The sequence below is a fragment of the Candidatus Zixiibacteriota bacterium genome (assembly GCA_034003725.1).
Taxonomy (GTDB): Bacteria; Zixibacteria; MSB-5A5; order GN15; family FEB-12; genus WJMS01.
In genome coordinates this window covers 1-21,701 of record JAVEYB010000007.1, presented here as the reverse complement: position 1 = coordinate 21,701, position 21,701 = coordinate 1, and the positions used below count along the sequence as shown (strand labels likewise).

Sequence of the window (21,701 nt, the reverse complement as noted above, 5' to 3'; positions counted from 1 at the left end):
TGCATGCCGCCCCGGCGGCCAGGAAGGTGAGAAAAGAAGAACGCTGCGATTAGAGTCTTTCTATCAGCAGAACGGTCGTCAAGACGCCGGTAGTTGCCGTAATGGCGGTCGTCAGCGTCTTGAGCCAATTAGAGTCTCTTTCAATTTTGCTGGGGACAACGATGACGTCACCCTGATTGACGGTTTTTCCGAGAATGCCGCCACCGGCGTATACTTCGCCGCTTGCCCGGATCAGGCGGGTATTGCCCTTGTCCGACTGGGGCGTAAAATTGCCGGCTCGTTCGACGTAGTCTTTTACCTTCATTTGCGGTGCGTACTTGATCGTTCCGTTGGCGCCGACCGCCCCCATGACGGAGATGCCGGACGGCACAGAGGGTACGAAGATGCGGTCACCCGGTTCAAGGACGACGTCGCCGATACGTCCGTCGCTGTCGATGATCGTGTTCATGTCGACGATTATGCGGTTGACGGATTCGGGTTCATAGTCAAACAGCACCTCGGCGTGCAGGTTGCCCAGGCTGTCCACCGCGATCGGGTTCGAGCGCTCGAGCAGTTTGGGCACGCGAAGCCGCTCGAGTGACTGACCGATACTCTGTCGCTCGAGAACAGTTCCGACGGGAAAGGCGTGCTGAGTGAATCCGCCGGCCCGCATCAGAATCTGGTAAAGCGTCTCCGACCGGTCGGCCAGTACATATTCGCCGGGGAACCGGATTTCACCCTCGAGTACGACCGTTCGGTGCAGCTGCCATTCGGGAATGCGGCGGATGTACAGCCGATCTTCTTCCTGCAGCAGTCGCGTGGTGGTTATCGAGCGTGCGAGGCTGACCGTCTCGAGCGATACCTGTCCCTGGCTGTCGAATCGCGCCAGTTCCGCCTGCAGAGTTGAGGCGGACCGGGTGAATGAGCCGGCAAGAAAAACCAAATCCTGAATCGACATATCGGTATAGAGCGGATAGCGTCCCGGTCGAGCCACCTCGCCTTCGATGTACACGTATTTGTCCCACGTTACGTCGTCAATGGCGTAGACATGCAGGGAATCCCTGTCCTGCAGGATGATGTTTTGTGAGCTGTCGCCGTCGAGAACGGCCCGGAGATTGACGGGGACGACTTCGATGCGCCAGTCGGAGTAGCGCCGGAACAGGTTGGCCCGGTCGTAGTAGACGTCGTACGGCTGAAGACTTCCGCGCGCGATCAGATCGGCGACGGTGGTCGAGTCGCGCCGCTCGTAATAGCCGGGGTGTTTGACGTGTCCAAACACGGCCACCATGTTGCGCTTGGCCTCGAAGATGGAATAGACGGTGACGCGGTCGCCGTCGATCAGCGCCATGTCGGCGGCGCTGTCCGACGGATTTTCATTGAGGGTGAGGTCGATGACTTCCCACTCGCCGGCGTCGTTGATCCGTTCCAGCATGACCCGGTCGAGATGGGCCTGTGCGGTCGCGCCGCCTGCGAGTGTCAACAACTCCCGGGCAGTTTCATTTCCCGCGAGTTCGTAGACCGCTTCGCGGCGAACCTGGCCGCGTATCGCGACCCGGGCGCCGGCCACCGGCACGAAGATGGCGTCGCCCGATTGCAGCCGCACATCGCCGCCGTTGTCACCCTGCAGAAGGAAGCGGTAAAGGTCGACTGCGGCGACTTCCTTGCCGCCGCGCATCAGGCGGATTGCGCGCATACTGCCGCTTTCAGTCGGTCCGCCCGCAAGGTACAGGGCGTTGAACAGCGACGTGAGTGATGATACGGTATAGGCGCCGGGGCGACGTACCTCCCCGGTCAGATAGATCCGGATCGAGCGGATGCGACCCAGCGATACGGACAAGTCGAATTCACTGTATACCGACGAGAAGCGCTGTCTGGCGTACGACTCAAACTCTTCCACGGTCTTGCCCCAAGCCGGGACGGTTCCGACTTTTGGAATAAACACCGATCCTTCGCGGTCGATCGTCAGGTTGTATTCCTGTTCGGCCCGACCCCATAGATAGATGATGACATTGTCGCCGGGACCCAGGACGTAATCCCGGGAAGCTGTGATGTCGGATGGGGGCACGGCTTCGGCCGGCCCGCCGAACAACTCCGTCCCGAAGGGACGAAGTTGATCGAACGGTTGCAGTTGATCGGAGGCGTCCGGAGCGGTCGCATCGTTGGACGTTTGTGTCGGGACGCTCGATACCGGTCCGTGCGGTGACGGTACGGAATCGTATATGGTCGGGCTTGCGTACGTGGCGTTTTCGCTGGAGAAGGGGCGCGGTGTGGCGGTTTGCCCGGAGCCTAATTCACGAATGAGCCGCTCGCGTTGTGCGGGTGTCAACGTGGATAGATCCTGCGCGCGGAGTTTCACAAACCAGTCCAGGGAGACCAGAATGATCACCAGCAGCAGGAACAGAAGAATTTTTCTCATCGTTTCACCTTCCTATGGTTCCGCGATCAGGGCGGTATCGAGTTCGATGTGTCGCCCTGTATTTCCTGCGAGGGGTTTAGCAATGGCTGTGCCGGAGCCGGTGAGTTCCTCGTATGCCACTGGAGGGCAAGCACATGACGGTGTGAAGACGGGATCAAAAGAGGGCCGGTGTGCGGGGTGGTCCGGAAAAAATGCCATGTTCGACGGAAGAATTTTCCGTCGTATGAATCAGGGGAGTGTGAGGGAGCTACCGCTTTGTGGTAGCAGGGCGGCTGTAACTGTAGATGGAATCTGACATTATAGTTTTCTTAAGTTATGCATCAGGGGGGTTCATTAATTTCTTTACAATCACGAGGTCCCTTCGTCATATCAATGGTCATCGCTAACTGAATAACTTTCAGCAGGTTATTAAGACCGATCCGGTTCGGAAAAGGGTATTCCGGCTTGACAAGGGTAGACAGGTATAGTAACTTGCCGGATCGTTTTTCCTGCGTCGGAGGCTATCGACGCGGTTAGTGATGGAGGCGGTTGGGCGTATAGCCGAGCGGATCGGCGCATGTCCGACTTGCGGGTTAGTCAGGTTGGGAAGTTATTCGCATTCAGGATATTGTATGGAGAGTAGAATGGGGATCTTAAGACGTCTCGCCGTCGCAGCTCTGGTTCTCCTGCTGGTCACGTCGTCCGTCTGGGCCGGCGGATTTGACGTAACCGGGCTGGGTAGCAAGGCCAGGGCCATGGGCGGCGCTTTCCGGGCTATTGCCGATGATTGGACGGCTGCGTATTACAATCCGGCCGGACACGCCTTCGTGTGGGACAACCTCGTCGGCGGAACAGTCGGCTTTCTTCATTATCGACATGAACTCATCCCCGACTACCGTTACGGCGGCGTGTATGAATCGGGAATGATCAACGATCAGTCGCTGTACAACAAGCACGAGATTCTCAGCAATCCCGCCGCCGGCATAATTCTGCAGACGCCCTACTGGGGCGGAATGGCGGTGGGCTTCTCGATGTACCAGCCATTTGACAACAACATCGAGTGGACGCTGTACGAAATGCCGCTGGCATATAACGACAGTCTGTTCAACGATCTCCCGCTCGATCATTACTATAGCAATCTCGACGTGGTCGCATTCCAGTTGACCTTCGCCCGGCGGTTTTCCGAGGACCGGATGGCGGTGGGGCTGGGTCTTCAGTTGCTGCGTGCCGACCTTGCGTTCAACGACATTATCTTCCGCGCCAATCCCGCCGATGCGCCGCTGAGCGATCGCCCGCGCGACCGGATTGTTCAGTTCAGCCAGAATGACGGTTACGGTTGGGGATTTGGACTGACGGCGGGGCTTCTGTACCAGGTGAATGAGAAGCTGCGAGTGGCTTTGACCGGATCGTTGCCGTTTGATATCACGGTTGATGGGTCGACCTACCAGATGTACTACATGCCGCTGGACGGCACGTTAAACAGCCGCACGCTCGGTTCGGTAGACAATATCTGGGTGAACGGCAATATGATCTCCATGCAGCCGGACTTCGAGGCGACCATAAAGTTGCCGGCTTCGGTTGGCTTCGGTGTATCCTACGACGTGACGCCGAAACTGACGGTTGCGGTCGACGCGTCGTACACGCTGTGGTCGAAGTACGAAGGACTTGAATTTGTTTACTCGAACTGGGATACCAAGGGACTGGCCGCCGACCCGACCGTGGTTGATTTCTTCGAATCCGACGTCACTCTGGCGGATGACTGGAACAATGTCGGTAAAGTGGCAGCCGGCGTCAGTTACGAGTATGCCGACTATCTGACGCTGTTGGGCGGCGTTTCCGCCGATCAATCGGCCGACCGGGATCCGTCGGGGTTCCGTCCGCAGCTGGTCGATACCGGCGACAAGTGGGGTTTCAATCTTGGCGCGATTTTCACGATTCAGCAGTGGGAACTGGGTATAGCATCGAGCTACATCCACGCTCCCGATATCGACATCAACTCATTGCAGGACGTGAACGACGACGGAGTGTTCGATAATTTCCCGGGCGAATACAAAGCCGAGACATTCGAGACGATCCTCTCGTTCAACTACCGGTTTTAGGAGAACAGGCCATGTACACATATACCAGATTTGCGGTGGCGGCGCTGATGCTTGTGCTGGTGGTGCTGGCCGGCTGTGACGACCGGGGGCGCAATGTGCCGGTTCGGGCCGACGCATTCGAGTGGGAAGTCGATCCTCAGGACCGCGTATTTTCCGACAGCACAACGCCGGTGACGTTCGCGATTGAGCCTGAACTGCTTTTCCAGATTCGCAACTACCCGGCTCAATTGCCGATGGAGACATATTTCCCGCCGGAGGCGCTTACCCGCCCGGTCCCGACTCTCGTTCTTCTGGCCCCGGAGGGCGGCGGTGACACCTATTATCTCGAACACGGTTTGCTGCAGCTGGTGACCGAAATGACTCAGGCCGGTGAGATTCAGCCCATGACGATTGTCATGGTGGGCAACGACGCCACGTTCGACGGTTTCTTTTACGGCAACAGCTACGCGGCCGGTTTTTATGACCGTGTGCTCGGCGACAAGATGATCGAGAAACTTGCCTTTCTCTTCCCCAGTTTCATGAACGACCCGTCGAAGATCGGAATCGGCGGCGTGGGTCAGGGAGCGTACGGGGCGTTTCGCGCCGCGATCCAGAACCCCGGTATTTACGGGTCGATTTCGGTAACCGATGGACCGCTCGATTTCGACGGCTCGACCGGAACGGGGGGGTTGATCCCGTACATGGCGCAGGTAGTGGCGAACGAGGGATTGACGCCGGCTAATTTCCGCAGCGCGTTTAACGTCGGCTCGGCCGACCCCATTACGCGGATGTTTATCGGCGGTTCGCTCGCCTTTTCGCCGCACGACACGTTGTTGTACTATACGCTGAACCTGACGGGCGACATCGGTGACCTCGTCACCAAGACGATCACCTCCCGCTTCCAGCTGGCCGACACGACCACACTCATCGATGCGCTGATCGAGGGTGACGTTGACAACATGCATTTCCACCTGCCGTTTGACGGCACGGGCAATCCTTACGCCCCGATCTGGGATAAGTGGCTGGCCAACAACCTGGAGACGCTTCACGACAACGCCTCGGTTGCTCAACCCCTCTCCGGCGTAAATATCTGGATTGCGAATTCGACCGAGGCGTCGCTCAACTACGGGGCGCAGACCGTCTCCTGGATCCAGACGCTTCGCGATAAAGGGTACGCGCCCGAAGTATACCCGTACAAGGGTTATGAGGGCTACCCGGCCACCAACGGCAAAGTCGTGTACGATCTGATGCGTGAGATATTGAAGTTCCACTCGGAGAGTTTCGGAGAATAACGCGATTTCTCAGTTATGCGGGCGCCCGGAGGGAATGAGTTTCTTCCGGGCGCTTTTTTTGGGACGCTGATATGAACGATTCGCAACGATATGATGTCTTGTCGGTCGGGGCACATCCCGACGACGTGGAAGTCGGTACCGGGGGGGTACTGATCGATCTCGTGTCGCGCGGCTACCGCTGCGGCATCGTTATCCTCACCGAAGGTGAAATGGGGACCGGCGGCACGGCAGAACTTCGTCGACGCGAACTGCAGCATGCGGCCGAGATCATGGGTGTGGACGTCCTTCGAACCTTTGACTGGGGTGATACTCGTCTCGAAGACAGCTATGACAAGCGGCAGGCGCTGGCCGCCGTGATTCGACTGGCGCGACCGAGGCTGATCTTGTGTCCGTATCCGCACGTGGGTCACGGGCGACGGCAGTCGCACCCCGATCACGTGGCGGCAGGCGTCATCACGATCAACGCCGCAAATCTCGCGGCCCTGCAGAAGGCGGACGTACCGGGCGACCGGCATCTGGTCACGCGCATTCTCCACTACTTTCTTCCGCACGGAGTCACGCCGACTATCGTTGTCGATATCACGGAGCATTTCGACCGGTGGATCCGCGCGCTGAAGGCACACGAGTCACAGTTCATGAACCCTCAGAAGAGCAAGGACTATATCGACAGTCTCACTGCCATGTCACGATCGTTCGGACTGGCAGCGCGTTGCCGGTATGGTCAGGGGTTTGTTTCGGTCGAGCCTTTGCAGATCAAGGATCTCATGTGTCTTGTCGAAGGGCAGGACGAGGACAAGGCGTAACCGGGCGGGGAGAAGTCTACCTACGCGCCGGTGGGTCGATCACACTGTCCGCGGAGCTTCATTCGATCGGCACCTGGACATAGTTCAGTCCCCAGTCGGGCGGCAGTGAGTAGTCGAGGTAGAACTCATAGCGTTCGCGCTGACCGCTCAGATAGAGGACAACCACCGCCACGGCGAATTTCCCCCACGTATAGAAGGACTCGGTAAAGCCGGATTCGCGGTCGTCATTGTGGCGGATCGGCCGGGCAAACGTTTCGTGGAGGCGGTATTCGACCATGCGGATGCGCGCCAGTAACTCGGGCGGTTCGTCGAGGAACACGGCGACATGGAAGTGCTTTTTGCCGCCGGGACGCTGCTTGTATTGTATTCGCCCGTCGGCGTCGGTCACCAATCGGTATCCGAAATTCATGCCCGCAATATAAGAACTTGTTGCGACCAGTCCAATTCGCTACCTTCGTCGCATGAGTGCCCCGCAACCGCAGTTGTCGGTTCTGATAACCGGCGCCAACGGGTTCATCGGCTCCCGGATGTGTCGCCTGTTCCTCGAAAAGGAGTTCCGGGTTATCGCGGGGGTGCGCTCCGGCGCGAATTTGACTCTGCTCCACGGTCTTGATATCGAGCTGCGCTACGGCGATATCAATCATCCGGAAAGCCTTCCCGCGATGGTGTCCGGTGTCGATTACGTCATCCACAACGCGGGCGTCGTGAAGGCGAAAACCCAGGACACATTCTTCATCGTCAACGAGGACGGCACGAAGAACCTGTTGAGGGCGATTGTGGCGCACAACCGAGCCGTCCGCAAGGTGGTTTACATCTCGTCGCTGGCTGCCGCCGGACCGTCGATCGACGGCCGCCCGGTCAGCGAGAAAGACAAGCCGCACCCCATCACGATATACGGACGATCGAAACTGGCCGGCGAGCGTGCCGTGGTGTCGTTCGCGGACAGACTCAATGTCGTCTCGATACGGCCGCCGGGTGTGTATGGTCCGGGGGACAAGGAGATATTCACCTTCTTTCAGACCGTCTACCGGCGGATTCGTCCGGCGATCGGAGATGTTTCCCGGAAACTGCAGTTGGTTCACGCCGATGATCTCTGTCGCGGCGTGTATCGCGCGGTGGTCGCGGACACATCGTCCGGCGCAGTCTATTTCATCAGCGAGAACCGGTCATACGAATTTCGCGAGTTGACGGCGATCCTGTCCGAGGCGTGCGGAAGAAGAACCGTACCGCTGCCTGTGCCGGCGTTCCTGTTTCGTGTCATTGCCGCGATTTCGGAGTTTCTGTTCAGGCTTGTCGGGGCCGCGCCGATGCTGACACGAGAAAAGGCGGCAGAGCTGCTCGCGTCGTGGGAAGTCGACACGTCGCGCGCCAGGGTCGATCTCGGGTTCGAGTCCGAGATTCCGTTCGCCGAGGGGGCGCGGCAAACCTACCAATGGTACCTTCGCGAGGGTTGGCTGTAATGCTGTCGTATGAACTGCTGTTGTACGCGATGGCCGCCGGGGGCGGCTACTTGTTTGTCGTTTCGGTTATACTGGAGCTGATCGAGCGGCGGCTGGCACTCGCCCGTACGCTCCCTGCCGAATTGGTGGAGAGTGAAGGCTGGGTGTGGTGGGGGATCAATTTCGTCATGGAAGTGTTGTTTTATGTCGGAATCCCGCTGCTCGCGTACGCGTTTTTCTATTTTGCGTTGCCGTTTTCCGGACTGCGTGCGGGGCTTGCCGGGGCGCTCTATGCGTTTACAATCGGCGCCGCGCCGATTATCCTCGGTCTCTCCGTGCGTGTCCGTTTGCCCATGCCGTTTTTGTTGTATCAACTGCTTGCGTACCTGATCAAGATCGCCGGTACGCTGACGATTATCGCCTGGCTTTACTCGTTGTGAGAACACTGTCGATCCATTCGGAGAAACCATGACACCGGAACTCGCCCGCACGTTCGCCGATGCCCGTCGGCTCTTCCCGCATACTCAGCACTCGGTCTATTTCAACAGCGCATCGTACGGCCCCTTCGCCACTACGGTGCAGAGGGCGATTGACGACAACATCGCACTTCGACTCGATTGCCGTCAGGACGATTCCCATGACGCTTTCTCGACGGCCGATCAGCTTCGTGCCGACTATGCGGCACTGATCCGCGCTGAATCGCGGCAGGTTGGAATCGGGCTCAACACGACGCACGGATTGAACGTGGCCATGTTTGGACTGCCGATGAGCCCCGGCGACGAAATATTGATGTGCGATATTGAGTTCCCGGCCATCGCATACGTCGCCCGAGCCGCGGCCGAGCGACGGAATCTATCGATCAAGGTGATCCCGTCGACCGACCGACGGGTCGACAGCGCGGCCATAGAGAGAGCAATCGGTCCGAGGTCGCGCATGCTTGCGATTTCGTGGGTGCAATTTTTCAACGGCTACAAATACGATCTCGCGGAACTCGCCGGGCTGTGTCGAAAGCACAACCTGTATTTCGTCGTTGACGGTATTCAGGGAATGGGAACGGAGCCGATCGACGTACGGGCGCTGGGGATCGACGTGTTCAGTTCGGGTTGTCAGAAGTGGATGCTTGCTCCGCAGGGATGCGGCTTTTTCTATATCGCGGACCGCGTGTTTGACTCCATCAAGCCGCCGTTCATGAGCTGGCTTGGAGTTGACTGGGGGATGAATTTCTCGGATCTGTTCTACTTCGACAAACCGTACCATCAGGCGGCGCGCAAATTCGAACTCGGCTACTATGTCGTGCTCAACCTGATGGGCATGAAGGCGGCGGTGGAAATCTTCAAATCGCTCGGCATCGCCAATATCCAGCGGCACAACTACGAGTTGATTGACCGTCTCGCCGCCTGGCTGAAGGAACATTCGTTTTACCGTATCACCTCGTCGCTCGAGCCGAAACACCGGTCGTCAATTCTCACGTTCACCTGCGACGATTTCGCCACGCTTCAGAAACGGCTGGTGAAAGACGGGATCGTGCTGGTTCACCGCGAGGGATCCATTCGCGTGTCGGTGCATCTGTTTAACGACGACAGCGATATCGATCGATTGATCGATCGCCTCGATGCTTTCGCGCGCGGCGCCTGGTAGGCGGCTGGACTATCTTACATCGTCTGTACGCAATACATCGGCAATCGCCTGTGCCGCGATCGCGTGACCTTTGGCGTTGAAATGGATCGGATCCATGGCGGCATCGTCGAAGAGGTCGGAATGTTGATCGAACACGGCGGCGATATCGACCAGTTCGGCGCCCGTATCGCGGGCGATTTTCCTGATCACATCATTGTATCGCGCATGGAACGCGTGCATCGGTGAGCGCATGCCGGGCGCGTAGTATGTCTCCAGGGACGGTATCGGCGATGTGAGGAAGACTACGCGCATGTTATGTGTGTGGCCGAGCGCGCAGATATCGCGCAGGTTCGTGTAGAAATCGTCCGGGTCTACGCGGTAAGTCACGTCACCGGGAGTGAACAACGAATCCGGGCTCGGTTCGATTGCGGACAGAAGCAGTTTCTTGTACAGCCGGTAGGATTCCAGCCTCGAGAGCAGATTTTGTATGTTGAGAATCCACTGGGGTGCAAATTGCTGGTCTTTGTCGGCGATGCTATTGGCCGCGGCCCAGTGATCGTTCCAGGCGAACAAGACGAGGAGCACGGACGGTTCCAGAGGCAGGAGGTCACGGGCGAGGAACCGTTTCCCCTGCAGCGACGAATACCCCGGGATCGCGCTGTTGACGATCTCATACCGACCGTCGAGGAGACGTCCGAGTACCCGGACATAGATGCTGTCTTCGGTTACGCCCCACCCGAACGTGCAGCTGTTGCCGATTGCCAGCAGGCGTGGTTTCACATTGGGGGCGGTCAGTTCCGGTCCGCGCAGTCCCCGGCTGTTGATGTTGTACGTCTTTCCCTGGAAGAACTCCGACGTGATTGTCCGGTCCGGACGGAAACGCCAGAACAGGTGGCGGTCCTTTTCGAACACATCGGGGTAGTCCAGTGCCCGGTTGAGTACGAAGAAGCGGTTTTGGAACGTCGTTTCTACGCCGACCGCTCGCACGATCATTTCAAGAGCGCTGACAAACAGGACCACGGCCAACACGGCGCCCAGGAGTTTTACAGCGGGTGAATGAGTTCGCGTACTCATGGTAGCAATATAGAGATCGCAAACACTTGCTGTCAGGCTTAAGTTTTTCATAGCTTTGATCGTGGCACCGACGGTCGTCGGCGCCATCGGACCGGGGCCGTAAAACGTCTGGGACAGGGGACATGGTTATGTCTACGGATCATATGCCGGCAGGCGATGGCGATGCCGGGTCCACACCGTCGGTATCGCTGGCCGAGCCGGTTTCGCTGACCGATCGCATTTCGTCGATCGACGTACTGCGTGGTTTCGCGCTGCTTGGCATTCTCGTCATCAACATCGATTTGTTCAGTATGTCGGTAGCGGTCATGCAGAACCCGCCGGTGATGGGCGGGTTCAGCGGGCTCGACTTTGCTTCGTGGCGGGTGTCGTACGTGCTGTTCTCGATGAAGTTTCTCGCGCTGTTTTCCATGTTGTTCGGGGCCGGCATCATATTGATATATCAGCGTGCCGAGGCGCGAGGCGAATCCATGCGGAGCGCCTTCTTCCGCCGACAGTGGTGGTTGCTTCTGTTCGGCGCCCTGCATGCCTACCTTCTCTGGTTCGGCGACATTCTGTTTCCCTACGCCATCTGCGGCATGATCGTCTATCTGTTTCGGCGCAAGTCCGCACGCTTCCTGGTGATTTTCGGTTTGATCGTGACGTCATTTGGGCTGGTTCCAATGACCGGTGCGGGGGTCATAATCGGTTGGGTCAAAGGTCTGGCCGAAAGCGGGCAGGCCGCACTTGATGCCGGTGGCACGCCGACTGACATGGAGCGGCAGATGATGGACAGCTGGGCGGAGATGGCCGAGGGGTTCAACCCGTCGCCGGAAACACTGGCGCGCGAGATCGAAACGATGCGATCCGGCTACGGGGAGATTATCGCAAGGCAGTTTCCCGTTGTGCTTCAGACGCATTTGTTTGCGTATCCGTTTTTTATCGTGTGGCGTATTGCCGGACTGATGCTTGTCGGCATGGGGCTGATGAAATTGGGTGTGTTCTCAGCGGCGCGATCCACGAGATTTTACCTGTGGAGCATGATTATAGGTTACGGAATCGGTCTTCCCGGTTCGTGGTATGGCTCGGAGATGCTGGTGAGGCATGAGTTTGATCACGTGTATATGTTTACGGTCGGGATGAGCTATGATTATATCGCCGGCCTGCTGGTAGTGCTGGGGCATGTCGGGCTGGTCATGCTGATCTGTCGGCTCGGTATGCTGCCTGGCGTGCGGGCGCGACTCGCGGCGGTGGGTCGAATGGCGCTTTCCAACTACCTGATACAGTCGCTTGTCGGGACGTTCCTCTTCTACGGATGGGGACTTGGCTACTTTGGAGAATTCAATCGTGCCGAGTTGTGGCTGCTCGTGTTCGCAATCTGGGGTGTGCAGTTGTTCTACAGCCCGCTCTGGCTGTCGAAGTTCCGGTTTGGTCCGTTCGAATGGTTGTGGCGCTCGTTGACGTACAAGAAACGGCAGCCGATGCGGCTGGTCAGCGGTGAGGTCGGGCCGGTTGCGACCTGACGGCCGGCTCAACCGCCTGCGTCAGAACAGCGAATAGATAAACGGCGCCAGCGCTGATGATTCCGTGAAAATAACGAGCAGGGACAGCAGCACTAGAAACACGAATATCGGTCCCAGCCACCATCGCTTGGAGGTTTTCAGGAAATACCACATCTCGGAGAGAATGCGGAGTCTTCGCATCTTTCTGGTCACGGTCGTCCGCCTCGATCTGTTTGCGCCAAGCCTTTAGTCGAGCCCCTTTTCGATTCGGAAGGAGTCGATCAACGCCGACTCCATATTCCGCTTATCTACAAGATACCGGCCGATCAACAGCAGGTCAATACCGCCCGAACAGAAGGTCTCAAGCGCTTGTTCCGGCGTGTGGACAATGGGGTGGCCGCGAAGGTTAAACGACGTGTTCAGCAGGACGGCGACTCCTGTCTTTTGCTTGAAGTCGGTCAGTATTTTGTGCAGCAGGGGGTTGTCTTCCTTCGCGACTGACTGAATCCGCGACGAATTGTCGATATGGGTAACGGCCGGGATCACCGATCGTTTCTCTTGTCGCACGGCGTACGTAAACAACATGTAGGGGGATTCGCCGGTGCAGTCGAAATATTCGCACACGCATTCGGCGAGCACGGCGGGCGCAAACGGACGGAACGGTTCCCGGTACTTCACGGCGGCATTGATTTTAGCTTTCATTGCATTATCGCGCGGATCGGCAAGTATCGAACGGAATCCCAGAGCCCGCGGCCCAAACTCCATTGGGCCGCGAAAGACCGCCACGATCCTGCCGGAGCAAAGCGCATCGGTCACACGATCGACCAACTCATCGTCCGGCCCCACAGCATACGGCACGCGGCAGCGATCGAGAAAGCTCTCAATCGTTGCATTGTCAAATGACGGTCCCAGTGAGAAGAACGGCTGGGGTACGGTGCGGGCCATACCGAGCTTGTGGGACGCATACAGGCAGGCTCCAACGGCTCCGCCGGCGTCACCGGATGCCGGCTGCACGTAGATGTCGTCGAAGAGTCCCTGCCGTTCCAGCATGCCGTTGGCCGAGCAGTTGAGAGCGACCCCGCCGGACAGGCACAGCCGACTCATGTCGGTGACCGTGCGCACATGGGTTGCCATCCGCAGCACGATCTTTTCCGTCACCGCCTGTATCGATGCCGCAACGTCCGCGTCGAACTGATCAGTGTCGGTCTCAGGATTTCGGCGCGGTCGTCCGAACAGCTGTTCAAAACGCCGTCCGACCATGCGCAGGCCGTGGTGAAACGTGAAGTACTTCAGATCAAGGTGAATCGAACCGTCGTCGTGAATTGTAACCAGTTCGCGCTCGATCAGGTCGGAGAATCTCGGTGTTCCGTACGGCGCCAGCCCCATCACCTTGTACTCGGCCGAGTTCACCTGAAAACCGAGATAGTAGGTGAAGGCCGAATAGAGTAATCCGACGGAGTGCGGATAGTTCATCTGCGCCAGCAGCCTGATATCGGTTCTGTCGCCGATTCCATACGATGCGGTCGCCCACTCACCGACACCGTCGATCGTCAGTATCGCCGCCGACTCGAAGGGCGAGGAAAAGAAAGCTCCGGCGGCGTGTGAGAGATGATGCGGCACGAACAACATTTCGCCGTCGTACCCCAGCTCCTTGTGGATTACATGTTCGGTGAACAATTTCCGTCGGAGCCACACCGGCATGGCGGCAAGAAATGCCCGGTACGACCGAAAGGGCGTGGCCATGTAGCCGGTCACGATGCGTTCGAATTTGGTGAACGGTTTGTCGTAAAAGGCGATGTAATCAAGGTCGTTGATTTGGAGACCAGCCCGTGCGAGGCAGTAGCCGACTGCCTGTACCGGCAGTTCGGGGTCATGTTTGATGCGGCTGAAACGTTCTTCCGAGGCGGCGGCGACCAGCTTGCCGTCGACCGCAATAGCCGCGGCCGCGTCATGGTAGAAGCAGGATATACCGAGGATTTTCATGGCATCAGCTCTGCCGACGGAGCGACTCGAGATCGGGCGAGCCGTCCGAGACGGGCTTCCAGTTGGTGGATCGCCGTTTGGCGGCTTTTCCGGACTCCAGCGGATTCCAGCCGAACAGCCGCATCACGGCTCCCAACGGCGAGAGGATCAGCGAGTAAAACAGCGTCAGCAGGACGATCGTATTGGCCCGGCCAATCGCCCGCGCGACCCGCTTCCAGCCACTCCACAGTCGAGCAAGAACCTTCGTCATCGTTTAATCGTTCTGTAGCTACATGCCAATCACTATGAGTTATCCGAATATAGCGGGCGGGCCCGGTTTGCCGAAAGGATAGATGCACGTTCGATGAATCTGCCCGGGAAGAAGGTGTTGGTGACCGGCGCGGCCGGCACGCTCGGTTCCCATGTCGTCCGTGAATTGCTGACGCGGGGGGCTCAGCCGGTCGCCCACGCTCGCGCAGAATCCGATACGGATACCCTGGACCGGCTTGGGATAGAAAAGAGATTGGCGGATCTACGTGACGGTCCGGCGTTGTGTCGCGCGGCCGAGGGTATCGATGCGATCATCCACAGCGCGGCATGGGTCGATTTTCGTGCCGATCGGCTGACGCAGTTCGCCGGCATCAACACGATGGGGGCCGTGCTGATGTTCGAGGCGGCCCGGCGCGCCGGCGTTCCCCGATTCGTCCACGTGTCTTCGGTGGGGGCGGTGGGAGCACGATCTCGAAAGGATGCTCCGGCGGGAGCACGTGATATGGACCCCGTCAATGAAAACCAGCAGTTCAATCTCGACCATCTTCGGATCCCCTATATAATGACGAAGCGGGCGGCTGAGCGGGAGCTGCTTGCAGCGGCCGCTCATGCCGGTTCGCCCAGTCTGGTCATTGTCAATCCGTCGATAATCCTCTCCGGCGCTACCGGAGGACCGGGTAACCTGCGGATACATCGGCACTTCCGCCGTCTCTGGCTGCCGGATTTTCCCAACCTTGTCAATATTGTTGATGTTCGCGATGTCGCTGCCGGAGTTGTGGCGGCACTGGAGCACGGCCGACCGGGAGAGCGGTACATTCTTGGCGGGGACGACATCCCCGCCCGCGAACTGGCGTTACAGGTTTCCCATGTTTTGGGCAGGACACCGCACCTTGTCCGCATTCCCCGAACCATTATCGGGTTCGCCGCCCGCGCGGCCGAGTTATGGTGCCGATTTGCTGGGCGCAGCCGCATAGGCTTCTATCCGGACCTGGTCAGGCTGCTGGATTATGACTGGTGTTTCTCTTCCGCGAAGGCCCGTGCAGAACTCGGCTATCGGCCTCGGGCTCTGCTGATATCTCTTGAAGATTACCTTTCCGAGACGATGTGAGGCGCTGCAACGGAGACTTGTTACTGTCACTTTGGCAGGTGGCGACCTTACCATTCTGACTGATTTCCTGCAATGCGTGGATCGGGAGGTCCCTTTTTTTGGTGGGGGGGAAGCATCCTGGTTTTTGACAGGAAAAGACGCCCCCAAAAAAGTTGAGATTTTGTCAATAGATGTCTTGACATATGACAACCGGCGGCTATCTTTACGCTTAGCGATTAACGGATCTTCTTTCATTCAGAATTACGTACTCCACTTGAGCGAATGTTTTGGTCATTTGCCGGCGCTGAGCTTTGTCTCGAGCCGGGAATTCCCCTGTGTGCGTTTGGGCCAGAACGTGGAACGTATTGATTCGCAACGAATTACTCTTGATCAAGTATCGCCCGTGCGGGTGTGGGCGTCGAGCCTTTCATACGAAATCAGACGTGGTAATTCGCAGAAGAATTCGGATTTTAGAAAGACAAGATGACAGGTAGACAGAAAGAGAACGAGAACGAGAGGTAGAATTATGACGAACTGTAGAAAGATAGCTACATTTCTTCTGGCAATCTCGCTGGTGTTGGGAATGACAGCTGTCGTTTACGCCGACAAGGAGCCGGCAGATAACGGCCCTCGGTCGGTGAATCCTCTCTTTCAGCGTCCGGGTACCGGTGATTTGATCAAGGACCTGGATCTGTATACTGAGGACGGCAAAGTCGCCCCGCCGAAGACGGCCGATGTGCAGCGGTCCATCCCGGCATCGACAATCCTCGGCGAAGACTTTGAGACGGCAGTACCGCCGGCCGGTTGGACGTTGAATTCGACCAACTCCGGTGACTACACCTGGCACCAGACCTTCAGCGCTTCTCTGAGCGGGTTTGCCGGTGCGGAGGTGGTGTATGACCCCGCGCTGGCCGCCCAGGATGAGTGGCTTGCCACCCCGGTGATGAGCTTTGTGGGCACCAATCCGGCCGACCTTCGGGTCGACTTTGGCGTATTCACGAGCTATTACTGGTCGGTCAGCCCGTACGACAATTACGATGTCGAGCTGTGGATATCGACCGATGGCGGCGCCACTTTCCCGACCATGCTCTGGGATGAGACCGCGCTCGGCGTGTTCACCAGCTTCGTCTGGTACGAAGTTTCGGTGCCGCTGGCGGCGTATGCGGGCGAGAGCAATGTGGTGCTGGCCTGGCGTTATGTCGGATCCGACGGCGCGCAGGCGGTAATTGACCTTGTGAATGTCAACGATGATCCGCCGCCCGTGGGTCGGTGCTGCTATGGTGATCCGCTGTCGCCGACATGCTCCGACGAGACTGCGGTGGACTGCGCGGCGCTGGGTGGCACCTGGGATGAAACCCTGAGCTGTTCGACCGATCCGTGCCCGATCGCGGGCGTCGGCGATGAATGTTCGGCCCCGCTGACGGTGGCTTTGCCGGCTCCCGGCGGCTATCCGTACACGATTGCCAACCAGTTCACCTGCGGCCGCGGTAACACCTACTCGGAGACCTGTCTGGGTTCCTACGACGGCGGCGAGGACATCATTATCGAGATCCAGGTACCGGCAAACGTGACGCTTGACATCACGTTCGATCCGAAAGGCACGACCTGGTCCGGCATGTTGATTGACGACGCCTGTCCGCCTGATGCGTCCACGTGTCTCGGCACGGTGACCGGTTCGGGCGGCACGCCGAAGTCCATTTATGCCGTCAACCTTGCGGCGGGTACCTACTACATCATGGTAGACACCTGGCCGTCCCCGGACTGCGTTCCGGATTTTGACATCACGTTCGCAGAGGCGGCGGGCGCTCCGGCCAACGACCTTTGTATCGACGCGGAAGCGATCGGTGAGGTCACCAATTATCCGTTCACGACCGTGGCCGCGGGCAACGACGGCGGCGGGGTGTGTATGACGTCGCCGAACGTCTGGTACGTCTACACGCCGAGCATATCCGGTACGGCGACGATCAGCCTGTGCGGCTCATCGTACGACACCAGGATGGCCGTGTACGACGGGTACAGCTGCGGTCCGCTGCCGGTTGAGCTGGCGTGCAACGATGACGCCTGCGGATTGCAGTCGGAGATCACTCTGCCCGTAATCGGCGGTCAGCAGTACCTGATCGAAGTCGGCGGCTATTCGTCGAACTTCGGCACCGGCGTGATTTCGACATCGGTCGTTACGCCTCCGCCGAACGACAACTGTGAAGACGCCGTCGTCCAGACGACCTTCCCGGCTGTTATCAACGGCGACAATACCGGCGCTTCGAACCAGTGCTCCTCGTTCCCGGGCAACCATGTCTGGGAAGCCTTCACGCTGACGGGTGACGCAAGCGTGACGCTGTCGTACGAGGGGACCACCCCGGCGTTCGAAAACGCCTGGTTGAACCTTGCGCTGGATTGCCCGTGCACCGGTCTTGCTGACGGCTTCACGTATGGCGGTTCGTACACGTTTGCTCCCGACGGAAACGTCGAGATCACCTGGGGCTGTCTGAAGGCCGGGACGTACTACTACCCGGTTCTGCAGGAGCCCGGCGCGACCGGACCGTACACGATCACAATCGATGTCAACTACTATGCGGGCGGCTGCTACTGCCCGGCTCAGTCGAACTCGGCTGCGTACGAGTATATCAGCCGTGTTGAGCTGGTTGATATCGACAACGCGTCCGGCGCCAGCAACTACAGCGACTTCACCGCGCTCCAGACGACGCTGTACATCGGCCGCACCTACCAGGCGACGGTCGAAGTCGGCAGCGGCTACTCGACCGATGAGGGCTGGCTGTTTATCGACTGGAACAACGACTTCGACTTCGACGACGCTGGAGAGACGATTGCCATGGCCGGTTCACCGGGTGCGGGCCCCTATACGGCCACGCTCGTTCCACCGGTGGGCTCTGTCGAGGCACCGACTCGTATGCGCGTCCGCATGTTTGACGGGTACTACAACGCCCCGGCTCCGTGCGGCAACACCAGCTATGGTGAAGTCGAAGACTACACGCTGGTCCTTGACAGCTATGTCTGCGGCGACGCCAACGGCGACGAGATCCTGGACATGGCCGATGTCATGCTGTTGATCAATTACCTGTTCAACTACGGTCCCACTCCGGCTCCGTACTTTGCGGGTGATTGCACCGGTGATGACGATGTGGACATCGCCGATGTCGTGTACCTGGCGAGCTTCCTCTTCCATGGTGGAAACCCGCCGGTCTGTCCGTTTTAGTTCGTTTGTCGATTCGCGATAGGTAAAGGACAATACGGCCGCCCGTTCTCAGCAGAGAGCGGGCGGTTTTTGTTGCCGCTCGGTACCCAATCGGGTGCGGGCCGACGGAGAAGTCGTGGGGGCGCCGGTCGGCCAAAAAATCATTGTACAAGCTTGATCGGGTGGACCTTATGGCGAAATAGGTTCGTTTTGTCATTTTTAGGGGGCCCCCATTTTTTGTTTTCCTCTTTTGGTGGCGTGGCGGCCATGCGGCGCCGCAGTACCTCTACATAGGGGGAAGCGAAGTTATCTCCATCGATGGTGTAGCGAAAGTGCAGGGGGATTGATCCGGTGAAACAAACGCGCCATGACGGAGAGGAGGAGGGTCAAATCAGGGAGCCCATAGCAGACTATGGGCGACTACGGCCACGGTGAACCCACCCCGGAGGGGTGGGCTACTATCTCTCAATCTGGACCGAAACATGGGGGGCAGGTCATGACCGCCGGCGCACTATCCACCGGGACAGGTTTGAGAGATCCCGCTTCCCATGAACCGGTCCCGACCGGCGCCAGGCTCACCAAATCATGAATTCGATCGGAAGGAAGCGGAGCCGTCGGGAACCGGGCGACTCCGCTGAACGCTCCGGGTCAGCTCGTCCGTTCGCGCCGATATGGGTAGTAGTGCGGGTTCCACATGGCGCGGCGGATCAACTCCGCAAGGTGATCATCGGAAGCGATGATGCCGACACTCTCCTCGCGCGCCTGCCGCGCCACGGCGAGCGCGACGGCGAAGGACACCTCCCGGGTGTTCTGCAGCGGAGGCAGCAGGCAGCCTTTCGACTGCAGGTCGGCCGAAACCATGTCGGAGATGGCGCACGTGGCGGAGTGGAACATCCGATGAGTGATCTTCTGGGCCTGGCAGACGATCGCTCCCAGCCCCATCCCGGGGAAGACGTAGAGGTTATTGCACTGCGAGATGGCCGTCTCGCGGCCGTCGGGCGCGGCGACCGGCGCACAGGGGCTGCCGGTAGCCATGAGTGCACGGCCGCCGGTAGCGGCCATTACGGCCTCCGGCGTCGTCTCAGTGCAGGAAGTGGGATTGGAGAGGGCGAGCACGATCGGCCGCTCGCAGTTGGCCGCCAGCGCCGCAAGAATCTTCTCGTTGAACGCTCCCTTCTGCCCGGAAAGGCCGATGAGTGTCGTGATGCGTGCGTGGCGGATGACCTCCTCGAGGTTCGGATTGCGGCCGGCAGGCACTTGCCAGCCGGCGACAGCCTCACGCGGCTGCAGGAAACGATCCTGGTAGTGATCGGCTTTGTCTCCCTCCAGCAACAGGCCATTGAGATCGACGGCGAAGATCTTGCGCCGGGCCTCGGCCGTCGACAGACCGCCCTCCAGAGTCATGAGCGTAACCAGGGCGTTGGCCACACCACTGCCGGCCTGGCCGAAACCGAGAATGGCGATGCGCTCGTCCGCCAACGGTCGTCCGGCTATTCGGAACGCGGAACGCAGCGCGGCCGCCGCGGTGGCGCCCGTCCCCTGAATATCGTCGTTGAAACTCAAGATCCGATCGTGGTACCGCTCCAGCAGAGTGGCGGCATGCTGCTTGCCAAAATCCTCCCACTGCAGCAAGGCGCGCGGAAAGACCCGGCGCACGCCCTGGACGAAACGCTCGATCACACTGTAGTACTCATTCCCGGTCAGACGCGGATGGCGGACACCCGTGTACATCGGATCGGCCAGCAGTCGCTCATTGTTCGTACCGACATCGATCATAACCGGGAGGGTCGACGCCGGATGGATGCCCGCCGCCGCGACATAGAGGGCAATCTTGCCGATCGGAATCCCCATGCCGTCGGCACCAAGATCCCCCAGGCCGAGAATCCGCTCGCCGTCAGTCGCGACCAGCAGGGAAATGTTTGGCAGACCGATGTTGACCAGGATCTGCTCGATCGAATCCACATTCGACGGCGAAACATAAACGCCCCGCCACCGCCGAATGATATGCGACCGCTTCAGACAGGCCTGACCGACCGTCGGCGTGTACACGATCGGAAGCATCTCCTCGATGTGATGAGTCAAGAGCGAATAGAAGACGGTCTCGTTGCGATCCAGCAGGGCGATCAGCTCATCGTACTTCTCAAGTTCGTTCGTCCGCGATCGGACAATGTTGTAGTTGCGGCTGCGCTGCTGTTCAAGCGTACCGATCTGCTCGGAGAGAAGGCCGAGCAGCTCAAACTCAGCCCGTTCCGTTCTGGTGAAGGCGTATCCTTTGTTCAAGAGAGGATCGGACACCAGCAAGTGGCCAGTATGCGGGACGGCGTAGTAAATCTCGTGCGTCAGAGGGTCGACCCGCATTTCGAAGCGTTTCATGGTAATCACTCCTTAGTGGCGCCCTTCCACCGGGGCCGCCCGGGCAGAACATAGTGGCGCTAGTTGTCCATGTCAAGACATCCCGCACGAACACCGGTTTTTCGAGGGCACCACGTCAAGAAATCGGGTTCAGGCTGACACCGGCGGTCAAAACGAGCTGACTGTGCGTCGTCAGCATCTCTGGACACGTGATATCTCAAATCAAGACACTCTTTGCCCGTTCGCAATGTCCTTCCGATACTCGCTTCGTCTCCGATTCATGGTCTCCCGCAACGGCCTCGTCCGTGGCTTCACACAGAAATACGGGGTACGTCAACTTGTCTACTGGGAGGAGCACCCGGAAATCAGGGAGGCGATTGCGCGGGAGAAGCAGCTGAGGAAGTGGAACCGCGCGTGGAAGATTGAGTTGATCGAGGAGAGGAATCCTGAGCAGGAGGATCTCTGGTATTCGATAATCGGAGAGACCGGAGAAGATGGATTCCCGGATACAAAGGAGTGACAGTCTTCGACTGTCTTCACTTACTAACAAATCGCAGATTTGTCGTACCCGCGAAAGCGGGTATCCATCCGACGTCTTGGCCCAGGGTGATCTCACGGCGACTCAACCGCATCCGAGTCAAAGATAGATTCCCGCGTACGCGGGAATGACAAGACTGCGTCT

17 protein-coding genes are annotated in these 21,701 nt (G+C 58.7%); 10 read left to right on the top strand and 7 right to left on the bottom strand.

Translation table 11 applies throughout. The annotated features are described in order from the left end of the window. Positions 1-49: 49 nt before the first annotated feature. A complete protein-coding gene (locus RBT76_09235) occupies positions 50-2,395 on the bottom strand; it encodes an SLBB domain-containing protein (GenBank protein MDX9857961.1) in 2,346 nt (781 codons plus the stop codon). Between the two features lie 623 nt (positions 2,396-3,018). Between RBT76_09235 and RBT76_09230 the strand changes: the two genes are divergently transcribed. The 3 genes from RBT76_09230 (at position 3,019) to bshB1 (ending at position 6,547) form a co-directional block, all read left to right on the top strand. Then, positions 3,019-4,473 carry an outer membrane protein transport protein gene (locus RBT76_09230; protein ID MDX9857960.1) on the top strand — a complete coding sequence of 485 codons (1,455 nt, stop codon included), beginning with the start codon at positions 3,019-3,021 and terminating at the stop codon, positions 4,471-4,473. An 11-nt stretch (positions 4,474-4,484) separates the two neighbouring features. After that, complete coding sequence (locus tag RBT76_09225; protein MDX9857959.1) at positions 4,485-5,744, top strand: hypothetical protein; 1,260 nt, start codon at positions 4,485-4,487, stop codon at positions 5,742-5,744. A 71-nt stretch (positions 5,745-5,815) separates the two neighbouring features. Then, on the top strand, positions 5,816-6,547 hold the full coding sequence (gene bshB1 / locus RBT76_09220) for a bacillithiol biosynthesis deacetylase BshB1 (GenBank protein ID MDX9857958.1): 732 nt from the start codon (positions 5,816-5,818) through the stop codon (positions 6,545-6,547). Between the two features lie 58 nt (positions 6,548-6,605). Here bshB1 and RBT76_09215 read toward each other — a convergent pair whose 3' ends face one another. Then, on the bottom strand, positions 6,606-6,956 hold the full coding sequence (locus RBT76_09215) for a hypothetical protein (GenBank protein ID MDX9857957.1): 351 nt from the start codon (positions 6,954-6,956) through the stop codon (positions 6,606-6,608). A 52-nt stretch (positions 6,957-7,008) separates the two neighbouring features. On the opposite strand from RBT76_09215, the gene RBT76_09210 reads away from it, so the two are divergent. Genes RBT76_09210 through RBT76_09200 form a run of 3 tightly spaced genes read left to right on the top strand, consistent with a single transcriptional unit; the run spans position 7,009 to position 9,624 of the window. After that, entirely contained in the window at positions 7,009-8,007 is a 999-nt protein-coding gene (locus RBT76_09210) for an SDR family NAD(P)-dependent oxidoreductase (protein ID MDX9857956.1), read from the top strand. Continuing rightward, the gene (locus RBT76_09205) at positions 8,007-8,426 is read left to right on the top strand and encodes a hypothetical protein (protein MDX9857955.1); all 420 of its coding nucleotides are present in this window, start codon (positions 8,007-8,009) and stop codon (positions 8,424-8,426) included. Before RBT76_09210 ends, RBT76_09205 begins: the two co-directional genes overlap by 1 nt. Before the next feature lie 28 nt (positions 8,427-8,454). Then, complete coding sequence (locus tag RBT76_09200) at positions 8,455-9,624, top strand: aminotransferase class V-fold PLP-dependent enzyme (protein ID MDX9857954.1); 1,170 nt, start codon at positions 8,455-8,457, stop codon at positions 9,622-9,624. A 9-nt stretch (positions 9,625-9,633) separates the two neighbouring features. Here RBT76_09200 and RBT76_09195 read toward each other — a convergent pair whose 3' ends face one another. Then, entirely contained in the window at positions 9,634-10,677 is a 1,044-nt protein-coding gene (locus tag RBT76_09195; protein MDX9857953.1) for an SGNH/GDSL hydrolase family protein, read from the bottom strand. A 128-nt stretch (positions 10,678-10,805) separates the two neighbouring features. Here RBT76_09195 and RBT76_09190 point away from each other — a divergent pair, with 128 nt between their 5' ends. After that, on the top strand, positions 10,806-12,176 hold the full coding sequence (locus RBT76_09190; protein ID MDX9857952.1) for a DUF418 domain-containing protein: 1,371 nt from the start codon (positions 10,806-10,808) through the stop codon (positions 12,174-12,176). A 21-nt stretch (positions 12,177-12,197) separates the two neighbouring features. On the opposite strand, the gene RBT76_09185 is transcribed toward RBT76_09190, so the two are convergent. The 3 genes from RBT76_09185 to RBT76_09175 are packed head-to-tail and all read right to left on the bottom strand — an operon-like array spanning position 12,198 to position 14,388. Continuing rightward, on the bottom strand, positions 12,198-12,356 hold the full coding sequence (locus tag RBT76_09185; protein ID MDX9857951.1) for a DUF5989 family protein: 159 nt from the start codon (positions 12,354-12,356) through the stop codon (positions 12,198-12,200). A gap of 45 nt (positions 12,357-12,401) precedes the next feature. After that, positions 12,402-14,138 (bottom strand): carbamoyltransferase, encoded by a 1,737-nt coding sequence (locus tag RBT76_09180; GenBank protein ID MDX9857950.1) that lies wholly within the window; start codon positions 14,136-14,138, stop codon positions 12,402-12,404. Between the two features lie 4 nt (positions 14,139-14,142). Next, positions 14,143-14,388: an SxtJ family membrane protein gene (locus tag RBT76_09175; GenBank protein MDX9857949.1), complete on the bottom strand. Its 246-nt coding sequence runs from the start codon at positions 14,386-14,388 to the stop codon at positions 14,143-14,145. A gap of 93 nt (positions 14,389-14,481) precedes the next feature. Here RBT76_09175 and RBT76_09170 point away from each other — a divergent pair, with 93 nt between their 5' ends. Beyond that, positions 14,482-15,495: an NAD-dependent epimerase/dehydratase family protein gene (locus tag RBT76_09170; protein ID MDX9857948.1), complete on the top strand. Its 1,014-nt coding sequence runs from the start codon at positions 14,482-14,484 to the stop codon at positions 15,493-15,495. 505 nt (positions 15,496-16,000) lie between these two features. After that, a complete protein-coding gene (locus RBT76_09165; GenBank protein MDX9857947.1) occupies positions 16,001-18,688 on the top strand; it encodes a GEVED domain-containing protein in 2,688 nt (895 codons plus the stop codon). 627 nt (positions 18,689-19,315) lie between these two features. Here RBT76_09165 and RBT76_09160 read toward each other — a convergent pair. Continuing rightward, positions 19,316-21,040: an NAD-dependent malic enzyme gene (locus RBT76_09160; protein MDX9857946.1), complete on the bottom strand. Its 1,725-nt coding sequence runs from the start codon at positions 21,038-21,040 to the stop codon at positions 19,316-19,318. A gap of 259 nt (positions 21,041-21,299) precedes the next feature. Between RBT76_09160 and RBT76_09155 the strand changes: the two genes are divergently transcribed. Beyond that, positions 21,300-21,539, top strand: a complete 240-nt coding sequence (locus RBT76_09155; GenBank protein MDX9857945.1) for a hypothetical protein — start codon at positions 21,300-21,302, stop codon at positions 21,537-21,539. The last annotated feature ends 162 nt before the right edge of the window (positions 21,540-21,701 follow it).